Annotated in this window: 11 protein-coding genes and 2 rRNA genes; 6 read left to right on the top strand and 7 right to left on the bottom strand. The window is 57.3% G+C overall.

Annotation, left to right across the window (positions count from 1 at the left end; all coding sequences use genetic code 11):
- Nucleotides 1-2: 2 nt before the first annotated feature.
- The 3 genes from rrf (TU73_RS27670) (at nucleotide 3) to TU73_RS27660 (ending at nucleotide 2,493) form a co-directional block, all read left to right on the top strand.
- A 5S ribosomal RNA gene (rrf, locus tag TU73_RS27670) occupies nucleotides 3-118 on the top strand.
- Nucleotides 119-227: 109 nt separating this feature from the next.
- Nucleotides 228-343 (top strand): 5S ribosomal RNA (rrf, locus tag TU73_RS27665).
- Between the two features lie 269 nt (nucleotides 344-612).
- Nucleotides 613-2,493, top strand: a complete 1,881-nt coding sequence (locus TU73_RS27660; RefSeq protein WP_057014824.1) for a methyl-accepting chemotaxis protein — start codon at nucleotides 613-615, stop codon at nucleotides 2,491-2,493.
- Between the two features lie 39 nt (nucleotides 2,494-2,532).
- Here the strand turns inward: TU73_RS27660 and TU73_RS27655 are convergent, their stop codons facing one another.
- From TU73_RS27655 to TU73_RS27635, 5 genes are all read right to left on the bottom strand, one after another.
- Nucleotides 2,533-2,991 carry an SRPBCC family protein gene (locus TU73_RS27655; protein WP_057014823.1) on the bottom strand — a complete coding sequence of 153 codons (459 nt, stop codon included), beginning with the start codon at nucleotides 2,989-2,991 and terminating at the stop codon, nucleotides 2,533-2,535.
- Nucleotides 2,992-3,010: 19 nt separating this feature from the next.
- On the bottom strand, nucleotides 3,011-6,388 hold the full coding sequence (locus TU73_RS27650) for an amino acid adenylation domain-containing protein (protein WP_057014822.1): 3,378 nt from the start codon (nucleotides 6,386-6,388) through the stop codon (nucleotides 3,011-3,013).
- A complete protein-coding gene (locus tag TU73_RS27645; protein ID WP_057014821.1) occupies nucleotides 6,385-7,332 on the bottom strand; it encodes a diiron oxygenase in 948 nt (315 codons plus the stop codon). The genes TU73_RS27650 and TU73_RS27645 overlap by 4 nt, the downstream gene beginning before the upstream one ends.
- A complete protein-coding gene (locus tag TU73_RS27640) occupies nucleotides 7,329-8,087 on the bottom strand; it encodes a DUF3050 domain-containing protein (RefSeq protein ID WP_057014820.1) in 759 nt (252 codons plus the stop codon). The genes TU73_RS27645 and TU73_RS27640 overlap by 4 nt, the downstream gene beginning before the upstream one ends.
- Before the next feature lie 365 nt (nucleotides 8,088-8,452).
- Nucleotides 8,453-9,163, bottom strand: coding sequence for a GntR family transcriptional regulator (locus TU73_RS27635; RefSeq protein WP_057014819.1), 711 nt, complete (start codon nucleotides 9,161-9,163; stop codon nucleotides 8,453-8,455).
- Between the two features lie 320 nt (nucleotides 9,164-9,483).
- Between TU73_RS27635 and lapG the strand changes: the two genes are divergently transcribed.
- From lapG to TU73_RS27620, 3 genes are all read left to right on the top strand, one after another.
- Nucleotides 9,484-10,107, top strand: a complete 624-nt coding sequence (gene lapG / locus TU73_RS27630; protein ID WP_231984758.1) for a cysteine protease LapG — start codon at nucleotides 9,484-9,486, stop codon at nucleotides 10,105-10,107.
- Between the two features lie 14 nt (nucleotides 10,108-10,121).
- Nucleotides 10,122-12,074, top strand: coding sequence for a cyclic di-GMP receptor LapD (gene lapD, locus TU73_RS27625; protein WP_057014817.1), 1,953 nt, complete (start codon nucleotides 10,122-10,124; stop codon nucleotides 12,072-12,074).
- 268 nt (nucleotides 12,075-12,342) lie between these two features.
- Nucleotides 12,343-13,674, top strand: coding sequence for an IS110 family RNA-guided transposase (locus TU73_RS27620; RefSeq protein ID WP_057014816.1), 1,332 nt, complete (start codon nucleotides 12,343-12,345; stop codon nucleotides 13,672-13,674).
- Between the two features lie 89 nt (nucleotides 13,675-13,763).
- Here the strand turns inward: TU73_RS27620 and TU73_RS27615 are convergent, their stop codons facing one another.
- Nucleotides 13,764-14,102, bottom strand: a complete 339-nt coding sequence (locus TU73_RS27615) for a hypothetical protein (protein ID WP_046070311.1) — start codon at nucleotides 14,100-14,102, stop codon at nucleotides 13,764-13,766.
- Between the two features lie 151 nt (nucleotides 14,103-14,253).
- Nucleotides 14,254-23,268, bottom strand: a 9,015-nt coding sequence (locus TU73_RS29500) for an immunoglobulin-like domain-containing protein (protein ID WP_280513759.1), incomplete at its 5' end; no start/stop codon positions are given.

Raw genomic sequence — 23,268 nt, 5'->3', positions numbered from 1 at the left:
TTCTTGACGACCATAGAGCATTGGAACCACCTGATCCCATCCCGAACTCAGTAGTGAAACGATGCATCGCCGATGGTAGTGTGGGGTTTCCCCATGTGAGAGTAGGTCATCGTCAAGATTAAATTCCAGAACCCCTGTTTGCTAACGCAGACAGGGGTTTTGTTTATATAGAAACTCATGAATTTCACCGGCCCGTTGCCAATGTAACGGCCTGGTACACAGAATTTCTTGACGATCATAGAGCATTGGAACCACCTGATCCCATCCCGAACTCAGCAGTGAAACGATGCATCGCCGATGGTAGTGTGGGGTTTCCCCATGTGAGAGTAGGTCATCGTCAAGATTGAATTCCGAAACCCCTGTCTGCTAACGCAGACAGGGGTTTTGTCGTTTAGGGCGACCCAAAACAACAATTCCGCTAACCAGCCGTCTGTCGGTTTCCTACGCTAAAAGAAGATGCTTCTCACAAATTCCTAAGATTTGTCGAAGTTTGGCCGAAACCCTGACGAGCCATGCGTGCACCGAAATAGAGCGACCGTAGAGTCCGCCTATCCCGTTACATGGAATGTTCCACTCGGCACGCTCACCCCTTTGGCAAAAGAAGTCGATGAAATGAATCTCAAGTTCAGTCATAAAATTTTGTTGGCCGCGTCAGGCGTCGTGGTTTTAGCCTTCGCGTTATTCACGCTGTACAACGACTACCTACAACGCAATACGATCAAGCAAAACCTGGCCTCGTCCATTCAACAATCCGGCGAACTCACTGCCAGCAGTGTGCAGAACTGGCTCAGTGGTCGCATCCTGGTCCTCGAGAGCCTGGCGCAGAACGTAGCTCATCAGGGCAATGCTGCCGACCTTCCCGGACTGGTCGATCAGCCAGCGCTCACGTCTAACTTCCAGTTCACCTACGTGGGTCAGACCAACGGCGTGTTCACTCAGCGTCCTGATGCGAAGATGCCTGACGACTACGACCCTCGTCAGCGCCCTTGGTACAAGCAAGCGGTAGTAGCGGACAAAACCATGCTTACCCCGCCTTATATGGCGGCTGTGGGCGGCCAGATCGTGACAATTGCCATGCCTGTGAAGAAGAACGGCGAATTGTTGGGTGTTGTCGGCGGCGACCTGAGTCTGCAAACCCTGGTGAAGATCATCAACTCGGTAGATTTCGGCGGCATCGGCCATGCATTCCTGGTCAGCGGTGATGGTCAAGTCATCGTCAGCCCTGACCAGGACCAGGTGATGAAAAACCTCAAGGACATCTACTCTGGCAACAACGTACGCATCGAAAAGGTCAACCAGGACGTCGTCCTCAATCACCAGGATCGCATTCTGTCGTTCACGCCTATCAGCGGTTTGCCTGGCGCCGACTGGTACATCGGCCTGTCGATTGATAAAGAAAAAGCCTATGCCCCTTTGGGTAAATTCCGTACCTCAGCGTTGATTGCGATGTTGATCGCTGTCGTGGCCATTGCTGTGCTCCTGAGCTTGCTTATCCAAGTATTGCTGCGTCCGTTGACTACCATGGGCGTTGCCATGAAGGACATTGCCCAAGGCGAAGGTGATTTGACCCGCCGCCTCGACGTAACCAGCAAAGACGAATTCGGAGAAGTCGGTAGTGCGTTCAACCAGTTCGTCGAGCGTATCCACGCCTCGATTTCCGAGGTATCTTCGGCAACGCGGCAGGTGCACGATCTATCCCAGCGTGTAATGGCATCGTCCAATGCCTCGATCATCGGTTCCGACGAACAGAGTGCGCGCACCAACAGCGTCGCAGCTGCGATCAACGAACTGGGTGCCGCTACCCAAGAAATCGCGCGCAACGCCGCAGATGCTTCGCAGCATGCCAGCGGTGCCAGCGAGCAAGCTGACGATGGGCGTAAGGTGGTTGAGCAAACCATCCAGGCGATGTCGGAGCTGTCGCAGAAAATCAGCCTGTCCTGCACTCAGATCGAAACCTTGAATGCCAGTACCGACAACATCGGTCATATTCTTGATGTCATCAAAGGTATCTCCCAGCAAACCAACTTGCTCGCCCTTAACGCGGCGATCGAGGCTGCCCGTGCCGGTGAAGCCGGACGTGGATTTGCGGTGGTGGCTGATGAAGTGCGTAACCTGGCACACCGTACCCAAGAGTCGGCAGAAGAGATCCACAAGATGATTACTTCCCTGCAAGTAGGGTCCCGAGAAGCAGTGACCACCATGAATGCCAGTCAGGTCTCCAGCGAAGAAAGCGTTGAAGTGGCCAACCAGGCGGGTGAGCGCCTGGTCAGCGTGACGCAGCGCATCGTTGAAATCGATGGCATGAACCAGTCGGTTGCGGCAGCAACCGAAGAACAGACCGCAGTCGTTGAAACCCTCAACGTTGACATCAACCAGATCAACCTGCTGAACCAGCAGGGCGTGGCCAACCTCAACGAGACGCTCAAAGACTGCGATGCGCTGTCCCAGCAGGCCAGTCGATTGAAGCAATTGGTCGATAGCTTCAAAATCTGAACCTGACTGCATCGGAGCGAGAGACCTCGCTCCGACTGCTTAGCCAAGCATCCGGCGCACATTCTCCAACGCGCTGTCGGCGAACGTCTGTGCAAACTGTTCAAACTCAGCTTGAGTCGTTTCCTGCGGCTCGCCCACCAGCGTCCAGGTTGCCCTGGAACACTCGGCGCCAAGTGCTTCCACACTCATTGCCGCCCATAAGCGCGCCACGCCCAAAGTGTTGTAGAGGGTGGTCCACGTCATGTACATGGCGCTTTCGTCTCGGCTGTTCAGTTGCTCCACGACGCAATGACCATCGTGGAAAAATTTAGTACGCAATGAGCCTACGCCAACACCCGTCATCTCGATGTGTGACAAGCTTGGGATGAAGGTATCAAAACTATCAAAGCTACCGACCACGTCCCACAGACGTTTAGCCTCACACGAGACTACGACGGAAGCCACAATCGGTGTGCCGATCGGATTGCGAATTAACGTATCGGGTTGCAGCGGTTTCATGGGGGAGTCCTGAAGCAGTTCAGAGGAAGCCGATGGCCGTGAGGTAGTCACAGCCCTTGCGTAACAGCTCCGGGTTCTTTGGCGGATAGTCCATACCCATCTTTTCCAGGCCCCGGCGGGCATTGTCGTAACGGATCATCGAAGTGTCGCCGATGTCTTCGCCAAGTCCGTCCAGGTAAAAGCCCAGCACGCGGAACAGCGCATTATCACGACTCACCGTTTGCAGCGTCCGTTGCCAGTGTTCAATGCCTACCCGATCGAAGACGTGCCCGGCCTCGCTGAATGCGTCGAGGTACTGATCCCAACTCAAGGGCTGCGGGTTGTGCAGGTTGAATACGTTCCGCCCCGGGGCAAAGTCGGCGCTGTGAAAGGCAATGAACCCAGCCAGGAAGTCCACCGGCATCAGATCGAAGTTTACGTCCAGGCGGGGTGCCACGCCCAATTGCAGGGAGCCCTTGAGCATCAACATCAATCGATTTTTCTGCGGCTGGCAAACACCGTTCTGACTGTTGAAGCTGATATTCCCGGGCCGATGGATATTCACCCAGGCCCCTTGCTCCCTCGCCCGCCCTAACAGCCGTTCGGCCACCCACTTGGAAAGGTTATAGCCATTTTTCACATAGAGCGGTAACGCTTGCCCGGCAGGGGCTTCAAGGACGTACCCATCGGCGTCCACGCTGCTGCAGGCTGATAGCGTCGAGATGAAGTTGAGCACCTTTTTACAATGGGTCTCGCAAAGACGCAGGCACTCAAGGGCCGGTTCGACGTTGTCTTTGGCGAGTGAAACATAGTCCATCACATGATTGACCTGTGCCGCGTTGTGCACCACCACACCATAATCGCGAGCGAGGTGGTCGTACACATTGAATGCCAAGCCCAGGCGAGGTTGGCGAATGTCGGCGGCGTATACCTGCACTCGGCTCAGGTCCAGATGTTCCAGATGGTATTCACGCAAGGCCTGGGTAAATCTTGCTGTTGCCGATTGACCTGGCAGTTCCCGCACAAGGCACGCCACCTCTTGTGCTCCTGCAGCCAGCAGCGCGTGGACGATATGCGCCCCGACAAAGCTGTTCGCCCCGGTGACGATCATTTTACGCGGATCGCCCGCGCGGGCCTCGGGCAGTATCTTAATTTCCAACACTTGTGATGCATCTTTCTCCATTTGGCTGCCAGGTGTATCCGGCAACACACCACCTTCCATCAGGGCGGCCAATGTGCGGATTGTCGGTGCCTCGAAAAAGTGGCTGAGGGAGAGGCTGCGGCCAAACCGCTCGCGCACGCGCAGCAATAACGTCGACAAGAGGATGGAGTGGCCGCCCAGATTGAAAAAGCTGTCATCAATCGATAATTCGCCCGCGGGTAACGCCAGCAATTGCGCCCACAGGTCCACCAACTGCTTTTGCAGATCGGTCTGAGCACAGCAGCGAGTCACTTCTTGAGTGATGGACAACGGCATGGCCAGTAATGCATTGCGATCGATCTTGCCGTTACTCGAGCCCGGCATGCGCGCCAACTCGTTCCAGATGACGGGCTGCATATGTTCAGGCAGCCACTGGCGGGCATACTGTTTCAAGTCGGCCAGCGTGGCGCTGGGTTCGGGTTGGGTGACAAAAGCGATGACCCTGAGGCCCGGGTCAATCACTACGGCCACTTGGCGAAACAATCGACTGTTGCGCAGGCATTGTTCGATTTCCAGGGGCTCGACCCGGAATCCGCGGATTTTGACTTGGTCATCCCGGCGCCCACCCAACTTGATGCCGTCCTGAGTCCATTTCGCCAGGTCGCCGCTACGGTAAGCGTGCAGCAATTGCCCGTCAGGCAATATCAGTGCAACAAAAGGGCTGTCGGCCCGTTGCGGTACATTCACATAACCCAGGCTCACCCCCGGACCTGCAATATACAAATCGCCCAGTACCTGTTCATCCACCGGTTGCAGGTTTTCGTCGAGAATCAACACCTGGCTGTTGGCGATGGGATGGCCGACGTTGCGAGGGCCGTCGCCGTGCCGGAACACTCTATGAGTTGCCAGCACCGTGGTCTCCGTTGGTCCATAGAGGTTATGCAACTGACATTGGCCTGCCAGTCGTTCGATTACATAGGGCTCGCAGAAATCGCCTCCAGTGAGCAGGTGAGTAAGACCCAATGGCTGATCCAGCGGCAGGATGCTGAGCAGCGCCGGCGGTAGAAAGCCATGAGTGATGCGTTGCCCGCGAATCAATTCGACCAGTTGTCGAGGGTCGTGGCGTTGATCGTTGCTGGGGATAATCAACTCGGCGCCGGCTATCAAGGCAGGGAAAATATCGATCAATGAAGAGTCGAAGCTCAACGGCGAAAACTGCAACACGCGACTCTCTTCACTCATTTCTACACAAGCGCCGAGCCAGGCGGTGAAATGCGCCAGGTTGTATTGGCTAAGCAGCACCCCCTTGGGAAATCCGGTGGTGCCCGAGGTGAACAGCACCATGCACGGTGTGTCGGCACTGGGACGTTCACGCATCAGTGGTAGTGCACGGGCGATGGCGCACGGTTCGATCTTGCTGACATCCAATGAGGCGAGGCGATCTCGCAGCGGATGCAGTCCATTCTCCAGCAATACACAAGCGCCGGCGCTTTCCAGCATCTGCTGTTGACGCTGCACCGGATGGTCCGGCGCCAGAGGCAAATACACCGCACCACTCCCCAGCACTGCAAGGATGCTTGCGTACAGCTCGACGGACTTTGCCAGGCACACGCCGATCACGGGTTGAGTTTCGATGCCCTCCAGCAGTGGAAGCAGACGCTGCTGGATCGCCAAGGCGTGTACCTGGAGCTGCTGATAAGTCAGCAGGTTGCCCGCGATATTCAATGCTGTTCGAGTGGCGAACTTGTCCAGGCTGGCTTGCAGCCGTTCAATCATGGGGGTCTGGGCCGCCTGCAACAGCGCTGGATCCGCCGTGCGATTGAATCGATGCTTGAACGCCAAGGTTTCCAGCGCTGGCAGACTGTGTTCGGGCCAGTCGTTAGGGGTGACCACAACGGTGAAGCAGGCTGGGTCCCTGGAATATCTACTAACCAACAAGGCGAGCCATTCCACCAATGCGTTCGTTGCCTGGTGACGCAATCGCTGCCCATTGCCACTGGGTTCGTCTGCGACGTCGTACACAGCCAACAGGCGCCGTTCACGGTCATAGCAGCGAAATTGCAGGGCTGGCAGTCCATTCTCGGACACCGGGCCAATGCCCATGCGCAAACTCATCCAGTATGCGTCGGTGGGTAATTGCGCCAGCGGCCGGCTACCGTCTTCAATCACCAGGTCGACAGGCCCCGTTCCCGAGACATGACCGTATTGTTCCAGCACTTGCTTGACGGGGTCCAGCACGTTACTGGCGGCGCCCCACGCTATCGTCAAACGTTTCATGCCGACCTCCCCGCCACAGGCAGGTAGCTGCTCAGCGCCCGAGCCACGCTGGGTGTCTGCAGCACGCCGCTGTGACGCAGCAAGCTCATTATGTTGCCTATCAGCGGATGTCGGTGGGTGATGGGGAAATCCAGCGCAGAGACTTCATGGCGCAGTGCCAGACGCGTGTCGGCGCTGATCTCCAAGTGTTCGATCAGGTGCAGATCAAAGTCTTTCTGCAGGTCGTTGGTCAGGTAATGCTCCAGGAAAACGGGCAAAGCTTGAGCAATGCTATCGCGCTCATGCGGGTGTGCCGATTGCCAGTAGAGATGCACCAACTGGGTCCAGAACTGTGCGTGGCGACCCTCATCAAACAGGTGGTCGGCCATCAGGCCGCGGATGGATGACTTGACGCTGTCATCCTTGGAGAATGCTGCCACGTCGTGTGTCACGGTGTTTTCGGCAATGGCCACGCCGATCAACTCAACGGCGTCGTGCAAATGTGCTGGCACCTGCGCCTGTGCCGCCGGCAATGCGCGGCTCAATTCGATTTGCCCAGGCAGATCAAGCGGCTGGATACCGGTCATTTCCACGGCTTGTTGCAGGAAATCCAACGCGACCAACGCGTGATAGTCCTCGTCCACCACGACGGTCATCGCGTCGTACCGGCAGGCGAGCGGGAAGGGCGGTGAAAAACGGTTCTTGGCGATGTTGCGAGCGGTCTTGTCGACGATCTCGGTTTCGAAGATCACCACGTCATTGATGAATTTATAGAAACTTTGTATCAGCACGAAGTCGCGCCACTGTGGGCACTGTTCGAGGAAGGTCGCGCTCAGCACGAGGGGTTGGCGACACAGAGGGAAGATGAGTTTGTTGTCGTCCTCCAGCATGCGCCGGGGGCGTGTTCGAATGGTCGCGCGCCGCTCCCAGTCATCGGCAAAGGATCGATAATTGACAACGTTCATTGGCGAACCCCTTGCATCGAAGTCAGCACCCCGTCCCAAAAGGTAATGCGACTTTCCAGGGCGTCGAGGGCGGCATTATCTGCTTGCTTCTGGCGAATCGGGTCTGCTCCGACCAGGCGCTTGAGCAATTGCTCCGCTGCCGGCCCATGGTCGTGGCTGTCCATTTCGATGTGACGATTGAGGTAGTGACATAAGGTGGGTGCCTCATGATCAATGAGCGCATGACTGTGCAACAGCCGCTGGAACATCGACGGAATGACACTCTCGCGGCCATGCAGGAAAGCCGCCGCGACGCAGTGAGTCGGGGCGCTCAAGGCGACTTGCACCGTGCTGTCGACAAAGCGGGCCACCTCAGGTGGCGCATCGATCATTTGCAAGGCGGCACTGACCTCCACGCCCTCGCGTTGCAGATCGATCAGGCGGTTAATGGCGACAGTGCTGGCGCCGACCTCCGTCATGGCGTCCAGGTACAACTCGAAGTGGCTGCGATAGCCCAGCGTCGGGTGTTCATCTGACTCCTCGCCCAGCACTATTTCATTGATCAAGCGGGCAGCCTGTGAGTCCGCAGGTGGGAGCCAGGGTATCTGGGTACAGGTCAGGTCCTGTTGCAGGCGTTTAGTCAGGGTCATAAAGTCCCAGACGGCAAATACATGGTTTTCCATGAAATGCTGTAACTTGCTAAGTGAAGTTGTTTCTATAAATAAGGGGTGATTGAAAAGTTGTAGTTTTTTTTGTTCAAGCAATTCTTGATACATGGTTGACGCCTATGAATTGTTGCAGGTGCTCAAAAGCAGTGTTGGGATTTTGTAGTTGTAGATAGAAGGGGAACGTTAGATCGAAACCACACAACGCACGCGGGGCAGCACTGACATAGACGTGCGCTGCGGACTTGGAGGTGTGGTTTTTCGGGGAAGGATAATAAACTGATTAAACGTTTGGGCTGGCTTATAAATGTATTAGATGTTTTTTCTGTGTAGTTTGTATTAAGTAATTTGTCCTTTTCCAGTGTCGGAGGTTTCCTCGGTTTAATTAAGTTTAAGTGGGTTTTCCGTCTGCCAATGTGGCAACTTCCCAGGGAAGTTGCCCCGCAGGGGTAAAGAGCGAAAGAGGGCCGAGGTTTCTATTGCTCGGCTTTTTTTTCGGCGGTTTCAAGCCCCTTGAGGTAGGTGGCTATGACCTCCATCCCACGCATCAAGTGATTACGTAGCGTCAGGATGCTCTCGTCGACCTTCTTCTGTGCCACCAGGCTCAGCAGTTCACGGTGGTCTTCCTGTGACGTCTCGCCTAGCCCCATCGCCTCAAGGTTGAAGCGCAGGAAGCGCTCCTCTTCATTCAGCCCGTGCTCGACCAAGGTGAGCAGTCGCTGGTTGGGTGCCTTACCATACAGAACCATGTGGAACAGGCGATTGAGGCGACCAATCTCGGTATAGTCCTTTTCGCATTCCAGCGCATTGATGCACGCCTCGGCGTCGGACAGATCTTTCTCGGTGAGCAATGGAATCGACAAACGCAGCGCTTCGGATTCCAGCAGCATGCGCAAGGCATAGGTTTCAGCCGAATTGTCCTCGATCAAGGGCGCAACCACGGCACCCTTGTGAGTCACCACATGCAGCAATGATTGCGCCTCCAGCTGGCGCAAGGCTTCGCGCACGGGCATGCGGCTGACGCCGAACAAGCTGGCCAGCTCCTGCTGGCGCATCGCAGTGCCACAGGGCAATCGTCCATCGAGAATGGCGTTGCGCAGTGTTTCTTCAATTACTGAGCGAGCAAGATGGGCGGGAATAGGCCCGCTGATTTTGATGCTGCTTAAAGGGTTCGGCTTCTGCGTCACGGTTACGCTATCCTCCTTTTTTTGAATAATAGTTTGGCTAATTGGATCCAATGCACACTAGAGATGGGCCAGGCGCTTGTCAAACAGCCTAAGTTTCCGTTTGTAAGGGCTTACGCAGCCTACTTTGTGAGTCCCACAAGGGGCGGTTATAAACTCTGTCCACTGATGAATGATTGCACTGTGCCATTGTTTTTTGCAGGGCGAGGCTTCACCATCCCCTGAAATTCCGTCTCTTTCATGGACTGAACGCCTTGGCGGTAAGTTTTATTCCCTACCGAGTCCTTTGCTGGTTTTTATCGGCAATTTTATTGGCTGGCCTGATGCTTGGCGGGCTGCGTGCCGATTGGGATTTCTCGCAGATCAGCCGCGAGGCTACCGCCGTATACGGGCCGCTGGGCCAAGGCCAGCAGCGTATCGACGCCTGGCAGCGGCTATTGGCGACTGAAAAACAGGTCAGCGAGTCAGAGCAGCTCAAGGTGGTTAACTTGTTCTTCAACAAGCAAATGACCTACGTCGAGGACATCGACCTCTGGCACGTCATCGACTATTGGGAGACGCCCGTCGAAGCCCTTTGGAAGGGGGCCGGTGACTGCGAAGACTACGCGATCGCAAAGTATTTCAGTTTGCGTCATCTGGGTGTGTCCAGTGAGAAATTGCGCATCACCTACGTCAAGGCCTTGCGACAGAATCGTGCGCACATGGTCCTGACCTATTATTCGACCCCCGACGCCATCCCGCTGGTGCTCGACAGTCTGATGGACGAAATCCTGCCGGCTACCCGCCGCACCGATCTGGTCCCGGTGTACTCATTCAACGCCGAGGGCCTGTACTTGCCCGGCGCCAAGGGCAACAAGAAAGTCGGTGATACCAAACGCTTGTCGCGCTGGCAGGATGTGTTGAGAAAAATGCGTGCGGAAGGCTTTCCAGCCGAGCCTGCCAACTAGGAGTAACTGATCGGATGTCCCTGTTCAAACAGCTATTGATCGCAATCTGTCTGTTCCTGGTTGTCGCCTTCAGCGGCAGCTTCATGGTCAGCCTGGAAAGCTCGCGCACCCAATACGTCAACCAGCTGCGCTCCCATGCCCAGGATGCGGCGACGGCGCTGGCGCTGTCGCTGACCCCGAATATCGATGACCCGGCCATGGTGGAACTTCTGGTCAGTTCGATCTTCGACAGCGGCTACTACGCCAGCATCCGTGTCGTGGACCTGGCCACCGACAAAACCATCGTCGAGCGCAGCGGTATTCCTGACAACAACGGCGTGCCCAACTGGTTCGTGAAGTTGATCGGCCTGGAGCCGGCAGGTGGCGATGCCCTGGTCAGCCGAGGCTGGGAGCAGGCGGCGCGAGTCGAGGTAGTCAGCCATCCGATGTTTGCCCTGGCCAAACTCTGGCAGAGCGCGTTGGGTAGCCTTGGCTGGTTGTTGCTGTGCGGCGCGGTGAGCGTGGTGCTAGGTGGGCTGTTGCTGCGCCGGCAATTGAAGCCGTTGGACTATATGGTCAAACAGTCCCATGCCATTGCCCGCCGGGAGTTCCTCAGCCTGCCTGATTTGCCACGCACGCCGGAACTGCGTCGGGTGGTGCAGGCCATGAACCAGATGGTGGAAAAGCTCAAGGCGCTGTTCCAGGAACAGGCCGAACGCAGCGAAAAACTGCGCACCGAATCCTATCAGGACAACCTCACCGGCCTCGCCAACCGACGTTATTTCGAGATGCAGCTCAACGCCCGTGTCAGTAACCCGGAAGAGACCAATTCCGGCTACCTGCTGTTGCTGCGGGTCAAGGACCTGGCGGGCCTCAACCAGCGCCTGGGCGGCCAGCGCACTGACCAACTGCTGCAAGCGGTGGGCGAACAACTGCTGCGCCAGTGCGAGCCATATCCGGAAACCCATAACCTCGTCACTCGTATCCGCGGCGGCGAGTTCGCCGTGCTGGCGCCGGGTTTGATGCGTGAGGAGGCGCTGCAATTGGCGCAAAACCTCGAAAGCACTTTGCTCAGCCTGCAAGCGACCGGTGCCAGCGATGTTACGCCGGTCGCCTATATTGGCCTGGCGCCGTTCAACCATGGCGACGCGCCCCAAACCCTGCTGACCCTGGCCGACCAGGCCCTGGCCCAGGCCGAAGCGCAGGGTGACAGCAGTTGGGTGTGCCTGGACCACAGCGCCGCCGCCAGCGTCGGTGACGATCATCATGCCTGGCACAGGTTGTTGGACCAGGCCCTGACCCAGCAGCGCTTTGAGCTGTACTTCCAGCCCGTCGTTGCCAGCCAGGACACACAGTTGGTCTTGCACTACAAGGTCCTGTCGCGCTTGCAGGACGAAGACGGCCACACAATACCGGCCGGGCGCTTCCTGCCTTGGTTGGAACGCTTCGGCTGGTCGGCCCGCCTGGACCGCCTGATGCTCGAGCAAGTACTCAAGCAGATGGCCAACCACAGCCATAACCTGGCGCTGAACCTCTCAGCCGCAACCTTGCAGGACCCCCAGGCGCTGAACCGGATTTATGACTTGCTACGCCAGCACAGCAACCTGGGCCCGCGCCTTACCCTGGAGATCGGTGAAGAGCAACTGCCTGAACAGCAGGTGCTGGAACAGATGACCAAGCGCCTGCGCGAGTTGGGTTTCTCCCTGAGCCTGCAACGTTTCGGTGGGCGCTTCAGCATGATTGGCAACCTGGCGCGCCTGGGCCTGGCGTACTTGAAGATCGACGGCAGCTACATTCGCGCCATCGACCAGGAAAGTGACAAACGCCTGTTTATCGAAGCCATCCAGCGCGCAGCCCACAGCATCGATCTGCCGTTGATTGCCGAGCGTGTGGAGACCGAGGGCGAGTTGAAGGTGATTCGCGAGATGGGGATTTTTGGTGTGCAGGGTCAGCTGTTTGGCGAGCCTGCGCCCTGGAAATTACACTGACATTAGGACATTCAAATGTGGGAGGCCCCACTAAGTCTTCGACATAGCGCTGTCGCGCATCAAACTGGTTCATCGTAAGGTTGAAGAACGCGTGCGGGGCAAAGGCCGTAGCCAGCACTGGTGTGTCAGCACCCGAGTGGGAGAGTGGCCTGCACGGTATCGGCGTGGAGTCATTGTCGGCACAGCAAGCTGTGACCACGTATAAGAGAGTGAATCCGCTCGCCACCGTGTACCCCGCCCGCGTCGTTCAATCCTGCGAGGAATTGTCATGACGCGCAAGAACCAAAAACGTTTTGAGGTTATCCATCCCGACTGCGGTGCTGTTGATGTGGGCGGGCGTGAGCATTTGGCTGCTGTTGAGCCGACGAAATGTGATGAGCCGGTTAAACGATTTTCAACCTTCACCGATGATTTGCATGCCATGGCCGATTGGTTTGAGTCCATGGGAGTCAAGGTGGTGGCGATGGAGGCGACCGGCGTTTATTGGATCCCGCTCTTCGAAATACTCGATAGACGAGGCTTTGAGGTCTACCTCGTTAACTCCCGCGCGACGCGGCAGATAACCGGACGCAAGTCCGATGTACTGGATTGTCAGTGGATTCTTCAGCTCATGACGCACGGCCTGTTGAGAGGTGCTTTTCGTCCTTCGGACGACGTGTGTTCATTACGCTCACTGGTCCGTCAGCGTGGCAATAAGGTGCGCGATCAAGCCAAAGCCCTCAACCGGATGCAAAAGGCTTTGGTCCAGATGAACATCCAACTGGCTCAGGTCATCAGTAACATCGCAGGCGTGACGGGCATGAGCATTTTGCGGGCAATTGTTAATGGCGAGCGCGATCCCGAAGTGCTGGCAATGCTTAGAGACAAGCGTGTTAAAGCCGATCAAGCCACCGTCGCTCGTAGTTTGCGGGGTAATTGGCGAGCTGAGCATCTGCATGCACTGAGTCAGGAGCTGGCGGCTTATGACTTCCAAGAAAAACAGATTGGTGAATGCGACCAAGCCATCGCTTTTGCGCTTGAACGCTTGCCTGTTCTTCAAAGCGAGGTCGTGTGCCCGGCTAAAACGCTGCGCAACCCACACCGCTCGAATGACCAGCAATTGATCCTGCATCGAGCGCTGAACAAGGTGATGGGGGTGGATTTAACCGCAATTCCTACTATCGGCATCGATACTGCTTTGGTCTTGGCCAGTGAACTGGGGCCGGATTTATCAAGGTTTCCGACCTCGCAGCACTTTTGTTCGTGGCTGGGCCTCGCGCCGCCAACGCGTATTTCAGGAGGAAAAACCTTGCCTGGAAAATCTGTAACCGTGATTAACCGAGCTGCGCAGGCTTTGAAGCAAGCCGCTTCTATCGCACGCAACGACAAAAGCTTTATCGGCGCAAGCCATCGGGCGCGCCTAACCCGGATGGATACCTGCTGCGCAATCAAGGCGACAGCGCACCAACTGGCACGGCTGATTTACGCAATGCTGACCAAGGGCCAACCCTACGTTGAAAAAGGCATCGCGGAATTCGAAGAAAGAAGCCGTGACCGGCAGATGCGCGCCTTGGAACGCAAGGCACGCAAGATGGGACTGCAGTTGGTAAAAGCGGCTTAAATTTTAAGAGCAAAAACAATGAGTTATTTTATGTTTGATAAGAGGGGGCTTGCCCCCACCCACATTTAAATAAGGTTCGGCTCCAGGGCTCAGATAAGCCCTTTCTCGTCATCATCGATCAACTGGCTCAACCCACCCAACGCTTCCCGCGCGTGGCTACGGTCCATCAACTTGGCCTGGGCTGCCGGCGGCAGGTCGGTCACGCTGATTACCCCTTTGCGGGTCAGCACCTGGATCAAGTCATCCAGTACCCGGATCATCTCCAAGTCGCTCTGCTTGAGCTGGGCCAGGCTGGTTTCCACCACTTCGTTGGCGTACCAGGCCTGGATCTCATGGTGATCGGCCGGCAGGGTTTCGGTGGACTCGACAAAGGCGGCGGCCTCTACGCGAATCAGCGCGCCCAGCGCATCACGTTGCACGTAAAACATAAGAACCCCTCGAATATGAGCCACAAGCGTTCAACAGCATAGGCAACGCTGCGTGTATGGGCGTGAGTATGCGACTCACCGTCCGCCAGGGCCAGCGGCCCATAAGGCAAAAAAAATCGGCCGCCTGGGAAGGCGGCCGATCAATTGCATCTTAGCTATGGTCGATCTTGATGGTTGGGTCGGCGCCAGTGATCAGCGAGTTGATGCTGACATGGGACCAATCATTGCCTTCCAGCTTGATTGTCACATCGGCATTGGCCACGCCTCCGGCAGCATTGAGCTTGCCTTCGCTGCTGACTTGCAGGGTCGACACGCCATCTACCGTAGTGATCTTCAGGTAATTGTCGATGGTGCTATCGGTCTCACCTTTCAACAAGTCACGCAGATCAATCCGGTCGCCTTCCGAAGCCTTGAAGTCCTTGATCACATCGTTGCCGATGTCACCCGCCTTCCACACGAAGGTGTCGGCACCCGAACCACCGATCAGAATGTCGTTGCCCTGGCCGCCAATCAACGTGTCGTTGCCGGTGCCGCCCAGCAGGATGTCGTTGCCTTTGCCGCCGTCCAGGAGGTCGTTGCCGCCCTGGCCGAACAGGATGTCATCGCCAGCGCCGCCCAGCAGCGTGTCGTTGGCATCCTTGGCGCCGGACACATCGAAGTCCACGTAGTGCTCGGTAACGTACTGGTGGACGTTGGAGGCGGTCACCGAAGAGACGGCTACGCCGGTCTTCTGCGCCACAAACGCCTGCAGTGCGTTGTAACCCTCACCGTTGATCCCGCTGAAGCTCACCAGGTCGCCGAAGAGGATGTCGTTGCCATCGCCCCCGATGACGGTGTCTGCGCCAGGCAACGTCGCCTCGGTGTGACCGAGGATCGCATTGGCCAGGTCCTTCGGATCGATGTTGGCTTGCGGCTTGCCATCGCTGTCGTACGGTGCCAACTGATTCAGGCTGACCCCGCTGTTGAGGCCGATGGCTTCTACGCCACCTGTGGACAGGCCTTTAAGCAGTGCGAACGCGCTGTTGGAGTTGGTAGTGGTGTAGTAGTCGGTATCGTACCCGAGGCCGCCCTGTACCGATATTTCATAGGTGCCATCCCCTTGGGCGTGGATGACTCCCTTGTTGTAGCCCCAGCCGTAGGACCAGAGGGTTACCTTGCCGGCAGAGTTGATCTCAAGGTAATTATTCGAATCGATGTTGATCCGGGTAGCTGTACCTATGGTGTAGTTGTTCATGGTGACGACATCATCGAGCCTGACGTTGCCGTACAAGTACGGGTTGGTCTGCTCGGACCCTTGGTAAAACGTCGGCTGACCATCGGTGATGAAGTACGTCGTATTGATTGCGCCAGTGTTGCCAGTCGCCTGGGCACTTTTGAAGAAATTGGACGCGGCCTTGAACACATCTTCGTAGTTGGTCCCGCCGGTAGATACCATGGAATCCAGGACTTTCTGCAGCGAATTCAGTGCGCCTGGGTCTTTCAGGTCGACTGTAACCGTGCGATTGACCTGGTCACTGAAGTCCGCCAGGAAGATATTCACGGTGCCAGAGGTGCTGGAGCCGATACTGTTTTTCAGCGAGTTGAACGTGGTGGTCAACGAGGCTTTCGCCGCTGCTATCGAGTCCGCGCCCATACTGCCCGATGTATCGATCATGAACGCAATGTTGTAGTTCTTGCCCTGCACCACGTTCAGGCCGCCGACGTCGGCCACGACGATGTCGTTGCCATCGGTGCCGTTGATGGTGTCGCTGCCCGAAGTGCCAGTTACCGGGTTATAAGTCGCCGGGTGCACCGTGACGGGCAATTGCGCGGTGGTGGTGGCCGAACCACCGATGCTTTCGGTGGAGGTCGAAGTGACCGTCAGGTTGAACTGGCCGCTGTAGTAGGTCGGCGGCTTGATGGTCAGGGTGCCCAGGTCCCAGCCGGTGACATTGACTTCGCCCGTGGCCTTGCTCGCGGTGAAGGTGTGCCCCGACGCGTCGGTGAGTACCGAGCCTGCCGGGATGCCACTGATCTTCACACTCAGGGTTTCCGAACCGTCGGTATCAGTCAGCGCCGTGGTGACCTTGGACAGCTTCACGGTGCCGTTTTCCTGGCCTTCGTTGAGCTTGTAACCCACATAGTAACCGTCGCCGTTGCTGCCATGCAGGTCGGATACGGTGACACCGGCGTTGGTCAGGTCGGTGATGCCGGTGTACAACGGCACGGTGCTGGTGCTCAAGTTCTGTACCGCCCCGCCGTTGATCGACAGGTTGACGTCAAAGCTGCCAGGCCCCGCTTGGTTGGCCTGGTAGATCTCAAGGCTGTAGTAGCCGCTGACCGATGGCGTGAACGCGCCGCTGAACTTGCCGCTGTTGGTGCCCCACAGTCCGCTGGCAATGTCTTTACCGCCAACATTGACCACCACGCTGTCATCGGCGATGCCGCTGAAGGTATAGCTCTTGCCGGCTTCCATGTAGATCAGGCCGGAAATCTTGGAGCCAGAGCCGGCGGTGACGTTGTCGACAGACTCGACGTTGGTCACCACAGAGGTGTTGTTCGGTGTACCGGCGTTATCGATGGCTTTTTTCAGTACATCTGGCGCAGCGCCGTTGCCGTTGTTGCCGAGGCCGGCAATGCTGTTCCAGCCTTGTTTGACCAGGCCGGTGGAGGCAACGTTGTTATCTGCCACGCTCAAGTTCGGTGCGTCGGCCACTGGGGTGATATCGACTTTCACCGTGGTGCTGGTGCCCAGGTCCTTGCCGTCGCTAGGCTGGAACTTGAACTGCGCGTAATCGGCCTGCTTGTTGCCAATGCCGGTGCCGCCATAGCCATCGGCACCTGATTCGTTGGCGTTAGGCATAAAGCGCAACTGGCCGCCGTCGATCTGGGCCTTGGTGAAGGTCTGGCCGCTGGACACGCTGGTCCAGGTGCTGCCGTCCGCCGCCAGGAACTGCAGTTTGCCGGCTACCGGCAGCTCGGTGATTTTCACGCTCAGGCTGGCTTGTGGCGAGTCCACATCGGTCACGCCGAAGTTGGCCCAGGTGAGGGCCAGCGCGGTGTCTTCCGTACCGGTCACGGCACCGCCGGTGGCCACTGGCGCATCGTTGACGGCTACCACGTTGACGGTGGTGGTCGCGACGTTGGAGTAGTTTCCACCATCGGTCACGCTCACGGTAATGGTGCGTGGCGTGGTGCTTGGGTCATGGCTGTTGTTGGTGAACGTGATGTTCTTGATCTGCTGCATGTAGTCGGCCAGCGACGCCGTGCCGGTCAGGGTCAAGGTGATTTTGCCGCTGACAGGGTCGGTGGTCGGGGTCACGTTGATACCGCTCACCGCGCTGAAATTCAGCGAGTCGCCTGGCTGGCTGTTGGTCAGTACCACGGTGGCGCCGGTCAACTGCGTGCTGTCCGGGTCGGTGATCTTGATGTCCGTGTCAGCAATCGACACGCCGGTGCCGCCTTCGGTGAAGGTGGTCTTGAAGTCCGCGCCGATGGCGCCGCTGGAGTTGTTGGCATCCAGGTCGATGACCGGCGGCGCATCGTTGTCGATGATGTCGGTGCTGACGCTGCCATTGCCCACCACCAGGTTTTCGAAGTTGCCACCGGTGGCCTTGTCGATGGTGATGACGATCTTTTCCGTTGGCTCGGTGATTTTGTCGTCGAGCGTGCGGATATCAAACGGCACGCTGCTGGAGCCGGCCGGGATCTTCACGGTGTACACGCCGTTGAAGTCCGAACCGTCGGTGGCGGTGCCGCTGTACTTGAGCGTCACGGTTACGTCGGTTAGCGGCGGGTTGCTCAGCGTCAGGGTGTAGTGTGCCGTGCCGCCTTCAGTCACCGACGCGTCGCCGGTGATGCTGATGGTGGTGTTGTTGACCACATCCGTCACCTTGGTGACCACTGTGCTGCCATCGAGGATCAAGTGTTCGTACTTGTCGCCACCGCTGACCACACCGGTGATTTTGGTGGTGACGTCATTGGCGCCGACATACGCATCGTTAGGCGCGGTAGCGGTGATGAAGCTGGTGGACTTGCCATTGCCGATGGTGATGGTCGAGCCGTTATCCAGCCTTACCACCAGGTCGGAGCCAACGTTGTTGACTGCCGCGCCGTTCTTGTCGACCAGGGACGCGGTATAGACGATCTGCCCGCCCTCGCTGACCGAGCCGGTGGCCTTGAGCACCACGGTCACGTCATCGATGGTGTCGTTGATTGTCGTCGTTGCGCCGCTGCCTGCAACTTCCAACTTCTCGAAGTTGCCGCCAGAAGCGTCAGTGATCTTGACGGTCTGCGTGCTCTTGTCGATGAACACGTCATCGGTAGGCGCAGGGACGGTCACGGTGCCGACAGTGTCGCCAGCCTTGATGGTGATGCTTGAACCATTGTCCAGCTTCAAGGTGACGTCGGTGCCCGCCTTATTGGAGAGCGTAGCGGTGTAGGTGATCTGGCCGCCTTCGTTAACGGCGTTTGGCGCAGTCAACGTGACAGTCGTGGTGTTGTCGGTACCCGGAGTATCAGTGACGGTGGTGTTAACCGCCGTAGTGCCCGGTACCAGATTTTCGAAGTGCTCGCCGCCAGTCACGCCTTTGATAGCGGTGGTGACGGTTTGGTCGCCCTTGTAGACGTCATCAGGTGCAACAACCGAAACGCTGGCGCTCGATTCGTTAACGCCGATGGTGATGGTTTTGCCGTTATCCAAGGTCACGGTGAGCGGGTTGGTGATGTTGGTCACCGGCGCGCCGTTTTTATCCACAAGGCTGGCGGTATAGACGATGTTGCCGCCTTCGCCGACGGTGGTGGTGGCGGTCAGCACCACATCGACCTTATCGATGGTGTCGTTGATCGTGGTGGTGGCGCCGTTGCCTGCAACTTCCAGTTTTTCGAAGTTGCCGCCAGTGGTCTCAGTGATCTTGACCGTCTGGGTGCTCTTATCGATGAACACATCATCGGTCGGTGCAGGGACAGTCACGGTGCCGACGGTGTCGCCCGCCTTAATGGTGATCGACGAACCGTTGTCCAACTTCAAAGTGACGTCAGTACCGGCCTTATTGCTCAAGGTCGCGGTGTAGGTGATCTGCCCACCTTCGTTAACGGCGCTTGGCGCAGTCAGCGTGACCGTCGTGGTGTTGTCGGTGCCCGGAGTATCCGTAACGGTGGTGTTCACCGCAGCAGTACCCGGTACCAGATTTTCGAAGTGCTCGCCGCCAGTCACGCCTTTGATAGCGGTGGTGACGGTTTGATCGCCTTTGTACACATCATCCGGTGCCACAACCGAGATAGAACCGCTGGATTGGTTCACGCCAATAGTGATGGACTGGCCGTTATCGAGAGTGACGGTGAGCGGGTTGGTGATGTTGGTTACCGGCGCACCGTTTTTATCCACAAGGCTGGCGGTGTAGACGATGTTGCCGCCTTCGCCGACAGTGGTGGTGGCGGTCAGCACCACATCGACCTTGTCGATGGTGTCGTTGATCGTGGTGGTCGCACCGTTGCCTGCCACTTCCAGTTTTTCGAAGTTGCCGCCAGTGGTCTCAGTGATCTGGACGGTCTGGGTGCTCTTGTCGATGAACACGTCATCGGTAGGGGCCGGTACGGTCACGGTGCCGACGGTGTCGCCAGCCTTGATGGTGATCGACGAACTGTTGTCCAACTTCAAGGTGACGTCAGTACCGGCCTTATTGCTCAAGGTCGCGGTGTAGGTGATCTGCCCACCTTCGTTCACGGCGCTCGGTGCAGTCAGCGTGACCGTCGTCGTGTTATCGGTACCCGGAGTATCGGTGACGGTGGTGTTCACCGCAGCAGTACCCGGCACCAGGTTTTCGAAGTGCTCGCCGCCAGTCACGCCTTTGATAGCGGTGGTGACGGTTTGATCGCCTTTGTACACATCATCCGGTGCCACAACCGAGATAGAACCGCTGGATTGGTTCACGCCAATAGTGATGGACTGGCCGTTATCGAGAGTGACGGTGAGCGGGTTGGTGATGTTAGTCACCGGCGCACCGTTTTTATCCACAAGGCTGGCGGTGTAGACGATGTTGCCGCCTTCGCCGACGGTGGTGGTTGCACTCAGGACCACATCGACCTTGTCGATGGTGTCGTTGATCGTGGTGGTAGCGCCGTTGCCTGCCACTTCCAGTTTTTCGAAGTTGCCGCCAGTGGTCTCAGTGATCTGGACGGTCTGGGTGCTCTTGTCGATGAACACGTCATCGGTAGGGGCCGGTACGGTCACGGTGCCGACAGTGTCGCCAGCTTTGATGGTGATGCTCGAACCGTTGTCGAGTTTCAGCGTTACATCAGTGCCCGCTTTATTGGAGAGCGTAGCGGTATAGGTGATCTGGCCGCCTTCGTTAACGGCATTTGGCGCAGTCAGCGTGACAGTCGTGGTGTTGTCAGTGCCCGGGGTATCCGTAACGGTGGTGTTCACCGCGGTAGTGCCAGGGACCAGGTTTTCGAAATGCTCGCCGCCGGTCACGCCTTTAATGGCGGTGGTGACGGTTTGGTCACCTTTGTACACATCATCCGGTGCCACAACCGAGATAGAACCGCTGGATTGGTTCACGCCAATAGTGATGGACTGGCCGTTATCGAGAGTGACGGTGAGCGGGTTGGTGATGTTGGTTACCGGCGTACCGTTTTTATCCACAAGGCTGGCGGTGTAGACGATATTGCCGCCTTCGCCCACGGTGGTGGTGGCGGTCAGCACCACATCGACCTTGTCGATGGTGTCGTTGATCGTGGTGGTAGCGCCGTTGCCTGCAACTTCTAACTTCTCGAAGTTGCCGCCAGTGGTCTCAGTGATCTTGACCGTCTGGGTGCTCTTATCGATGAACACATCATCGGTCGGTGCAGGGACAGTTACCGTACCGACAGTGTCACCGGCTTTGATGGTGATGCTCGAACCGTTGTCGAGTTTGAGGGTTACGTCAGTGCCTGCTTTGTTGGAAAGCGTAGCGGTATAGGTGATCTGGCCGCCTTCGTTAACGGCGCTTGGCGCAGTCAGCGTGACGGTGGTGGTGTTATCGGTGCCCGGGGTGTCAGTCACCGTCGTGATGACTTTATCGGTCCCTGGAACCAGGTTCTCAAAGTGTTCGCCGCCAGTGACACCTTTGATGGCGGTGGTGACAGTTTGATCGCCCTTGTACACATCATCTGGAGCTACAACCGAAACGCTGGCGCTCGATTCGTTAACACCGATGGTGATGGTTTTGCCGTTATCCAGGGTGACGGTAAGCGGATTGGTGATGTTAGTCACCGGCGCACCGTTTTTATCCACAAGGCTGGCGGTGTAGACGATGTTGCCGCCTTCGCCGACGGTGGTGGTGGCAGTCAGCACCACATCGACCTTGTCGATGGTGTCGTTGATCGTAGTGGTAGCGCCGTTGCCTGCAACTTCCAGTTTTTCGAAGTTGCCGCCAGTGGTCTCAGTGATCTGGACGGTCTGGGTGCTCTTGTCGATGAACACGTCATCGGTCGGTGCAGGGACGGTCACGGTGCCGACGGTATCTCCCGCCTTGATGGTGATCGACGAGCCGTTATCCAACTTCAACGTAACGTCAGTGCCCGCTTTGTTGGAAAGCGTAGCGGTGTACGTAATCTGTCCACCTTCGTTAACTGCGCTTGGTGCAGTCAGCGTGACGGTGGTGGTGTTATCGGTGCCCGGGGTGTCAGTCACCGTCGTGGTGACTTTATCGGTCCCTGGAACCAGGTTCTCAAAGTGTTCGCCGCCGGTGACGCCTTTGATCGCAGTGGTGACAGTTTGATCGCCTTTGTAGACGTCATCTGGCGCCAAGACCGAAACAGTGCCGCTCGACTGATTCACACCGATAGTGATGGACTGGCCGTTATCCAGGGTGACAGTCAATGGATTGGTGATGTTAGTCACCGGCACGCCGTTTTTATCCACAAGGCTGGCGGTGTAGACGATGTTGCCGCCTTCGCCGACAGTGGTGGTGGCGGTCAGCACCACATCGACCTTGTCGATGGTGTCGTTGATCGTGGTGGTCGCACCGTTGCCTGCCACTTCCAGTTTTTCGAAGTTGCCGCCAGTGGTCTCAGTGATCTGGACGGTCTGGGTGCTCTTGTCGATGAACACGTCATCGGTAGGGGCCGGTACGGTCACGGTGCCGACGGTGTCGCCAGCCTTGATGGTGATGCTTGAACCATTGTCCAGCTTCAAGGTGACGTCGGTGCCCGCCTTATTGGAGAGCGTAGCGGTGTACGTGATCTGCCCGCCTTCGTTGACGGCACTCGGCGCAGTCAACGTGACAGTCGTGGTGTTGTCGGTGCCCGGTGTGTCGGTAACGGTGGTGTTCACCGCGGCAGTACCCGGTACCAGATTTTCGAAGTGCTCGCCGCCAGTGACGCCTTTGATAGCGGTGGTGACAGTTTGATCGCCCTTGTACACATCATCTGGAGCTACAACCGAAACGCTGGCGCTCGATTCGTTAACACCGATGGTGATGGTTTTGCCGTTATCCAGGGTGACGGTAAGCGGATTGGTGATGTTAGTCACCGGCGCACCGTTTTTATCCACAAGGCTGGCGGTGTAGACGATGTTGCCGCCTTCGCCCACGGTGGTGGTGGCGGTCAGAACCACATCGACCTTGTCGATGGTGTCGTTGATCGTAGTGGTGGCGCCGTTGCCTGCAACTTCCAGTTTTTCGAAGTTGCCGCCAGTGGTCTCAGTGATCTGGACGGTCTGGGTGCTCTTGTCGATGAACACGTCATCGGTCGGTGCAGGGACGGTCACGGTGCCGACGGTATCTCCCGCCTTGATCGTGATGCTTGAGCCGTTATCGAGTTTGAGCGTGACGTCAGTACCGGCCTTATTGCTCAAGGTCGCGGTGTAGGTGATCTGGCCACCTTCGTTCACGGCGCTCGGTGCAGTCAGCGTGACCGTCGTCGTGTTATCGGTACCCGGGGTGTCAGTCACAGTCGTGGTGACTTTATCGGTCCCTGGAACCAGGTTCTCAAAGTGCTCGCCGCCTGTGACACCTTTGATAGCGGTGGTGACGGTTTGGTCGCCCTTGTAGACGTCATCAGGTGCAACAACCGAAACGCTGGCGCTCGATTCGTTAACACCGATGGTGATGGTCTCGCCGTTATCCAAGGTCACGGTGAGCGGATTGGTGATGTTAGTCACCGGCGCGCCGTTTTTATCCACAAGGCTGGCGGTGTAGACGAT

Source organism: Pseudomonas libanensis (assembly GCF_001439685.1).
Classification (GTDB): Bacteria; Pseudomonadota; Gammaproteobacteria; order Pseudomonadales; family Pseudomonadaceae; genus Aquipseudomonas; species Aquipseudomonas libanensis.
This window is presented reverse-complemented; position numbering and strand designations above follow the sequence as displayed.

Bases quoted from the DNA above. Each gene is read 5' to 3' on its own strand.
- TU73_RS27650 (WP_057014822.1), bottom strand. From the start codon at position 6,388: ATGAAACGTTTGACGATAGCGTGGGGCGCCGCCAGTAACGTGCTGGAC.
- TU73_RS27640 (WP_057014820.1), bottom strand. From the start codon at position 8,087: ATGTATCAAGAATTGCTTGAACAAAAAAAACTACAACTTTTCAATCAC.
- lapD (WP_057014817.1), top strand. From the start codon at position 10,122: ATGTCCCTGTTCAAACAGCTATTGATCGCAATCTGTCTGTTCCTGGTT.
- TU73_RS27645 (WP_057014821.1), bottom strand. From the start codon at position 7,332: ATGAACGTTGTCAATTATCGATCCTTTGCCGATGACTGGGAGCGGCGC.
- lapG (WP_231984758.1), top strand. From the start codon at position 9,484: ATGCTTGGCGGGCTGCGTGCCGATTGGGATTTCTCGCAGATCAGCCGC.
- TU73_RS27660 (WP_057014824.1), top strand. From the start codon at position 613: ATGAATCTCAAGTTCAGTCATAAAATTTTGTTGGCCGCGTCAGGCGTC.
- TU73_RS27655 (WP_057014823.1), bottom strand. From the start codon at position 2,991: ATGAAACCGCTGCAACCCGATACGTTAATTCGCAATCCGATCGGCACA.
- TU73_RS27615 (WP_046070311.1), bottom strand. From the start codon at position 14,102: ATGTTTTACGTGCAACGTGATGCGCTGGGCGCGCTGATTCGCGTAGAG.
- TU73_RS27620 (WP_057014816.1), top strand. From the start codon at position 12,343: ATGACGCGCAAGAACCAAAAACGTTTTGAGGTTATCCATCCCGACTGC.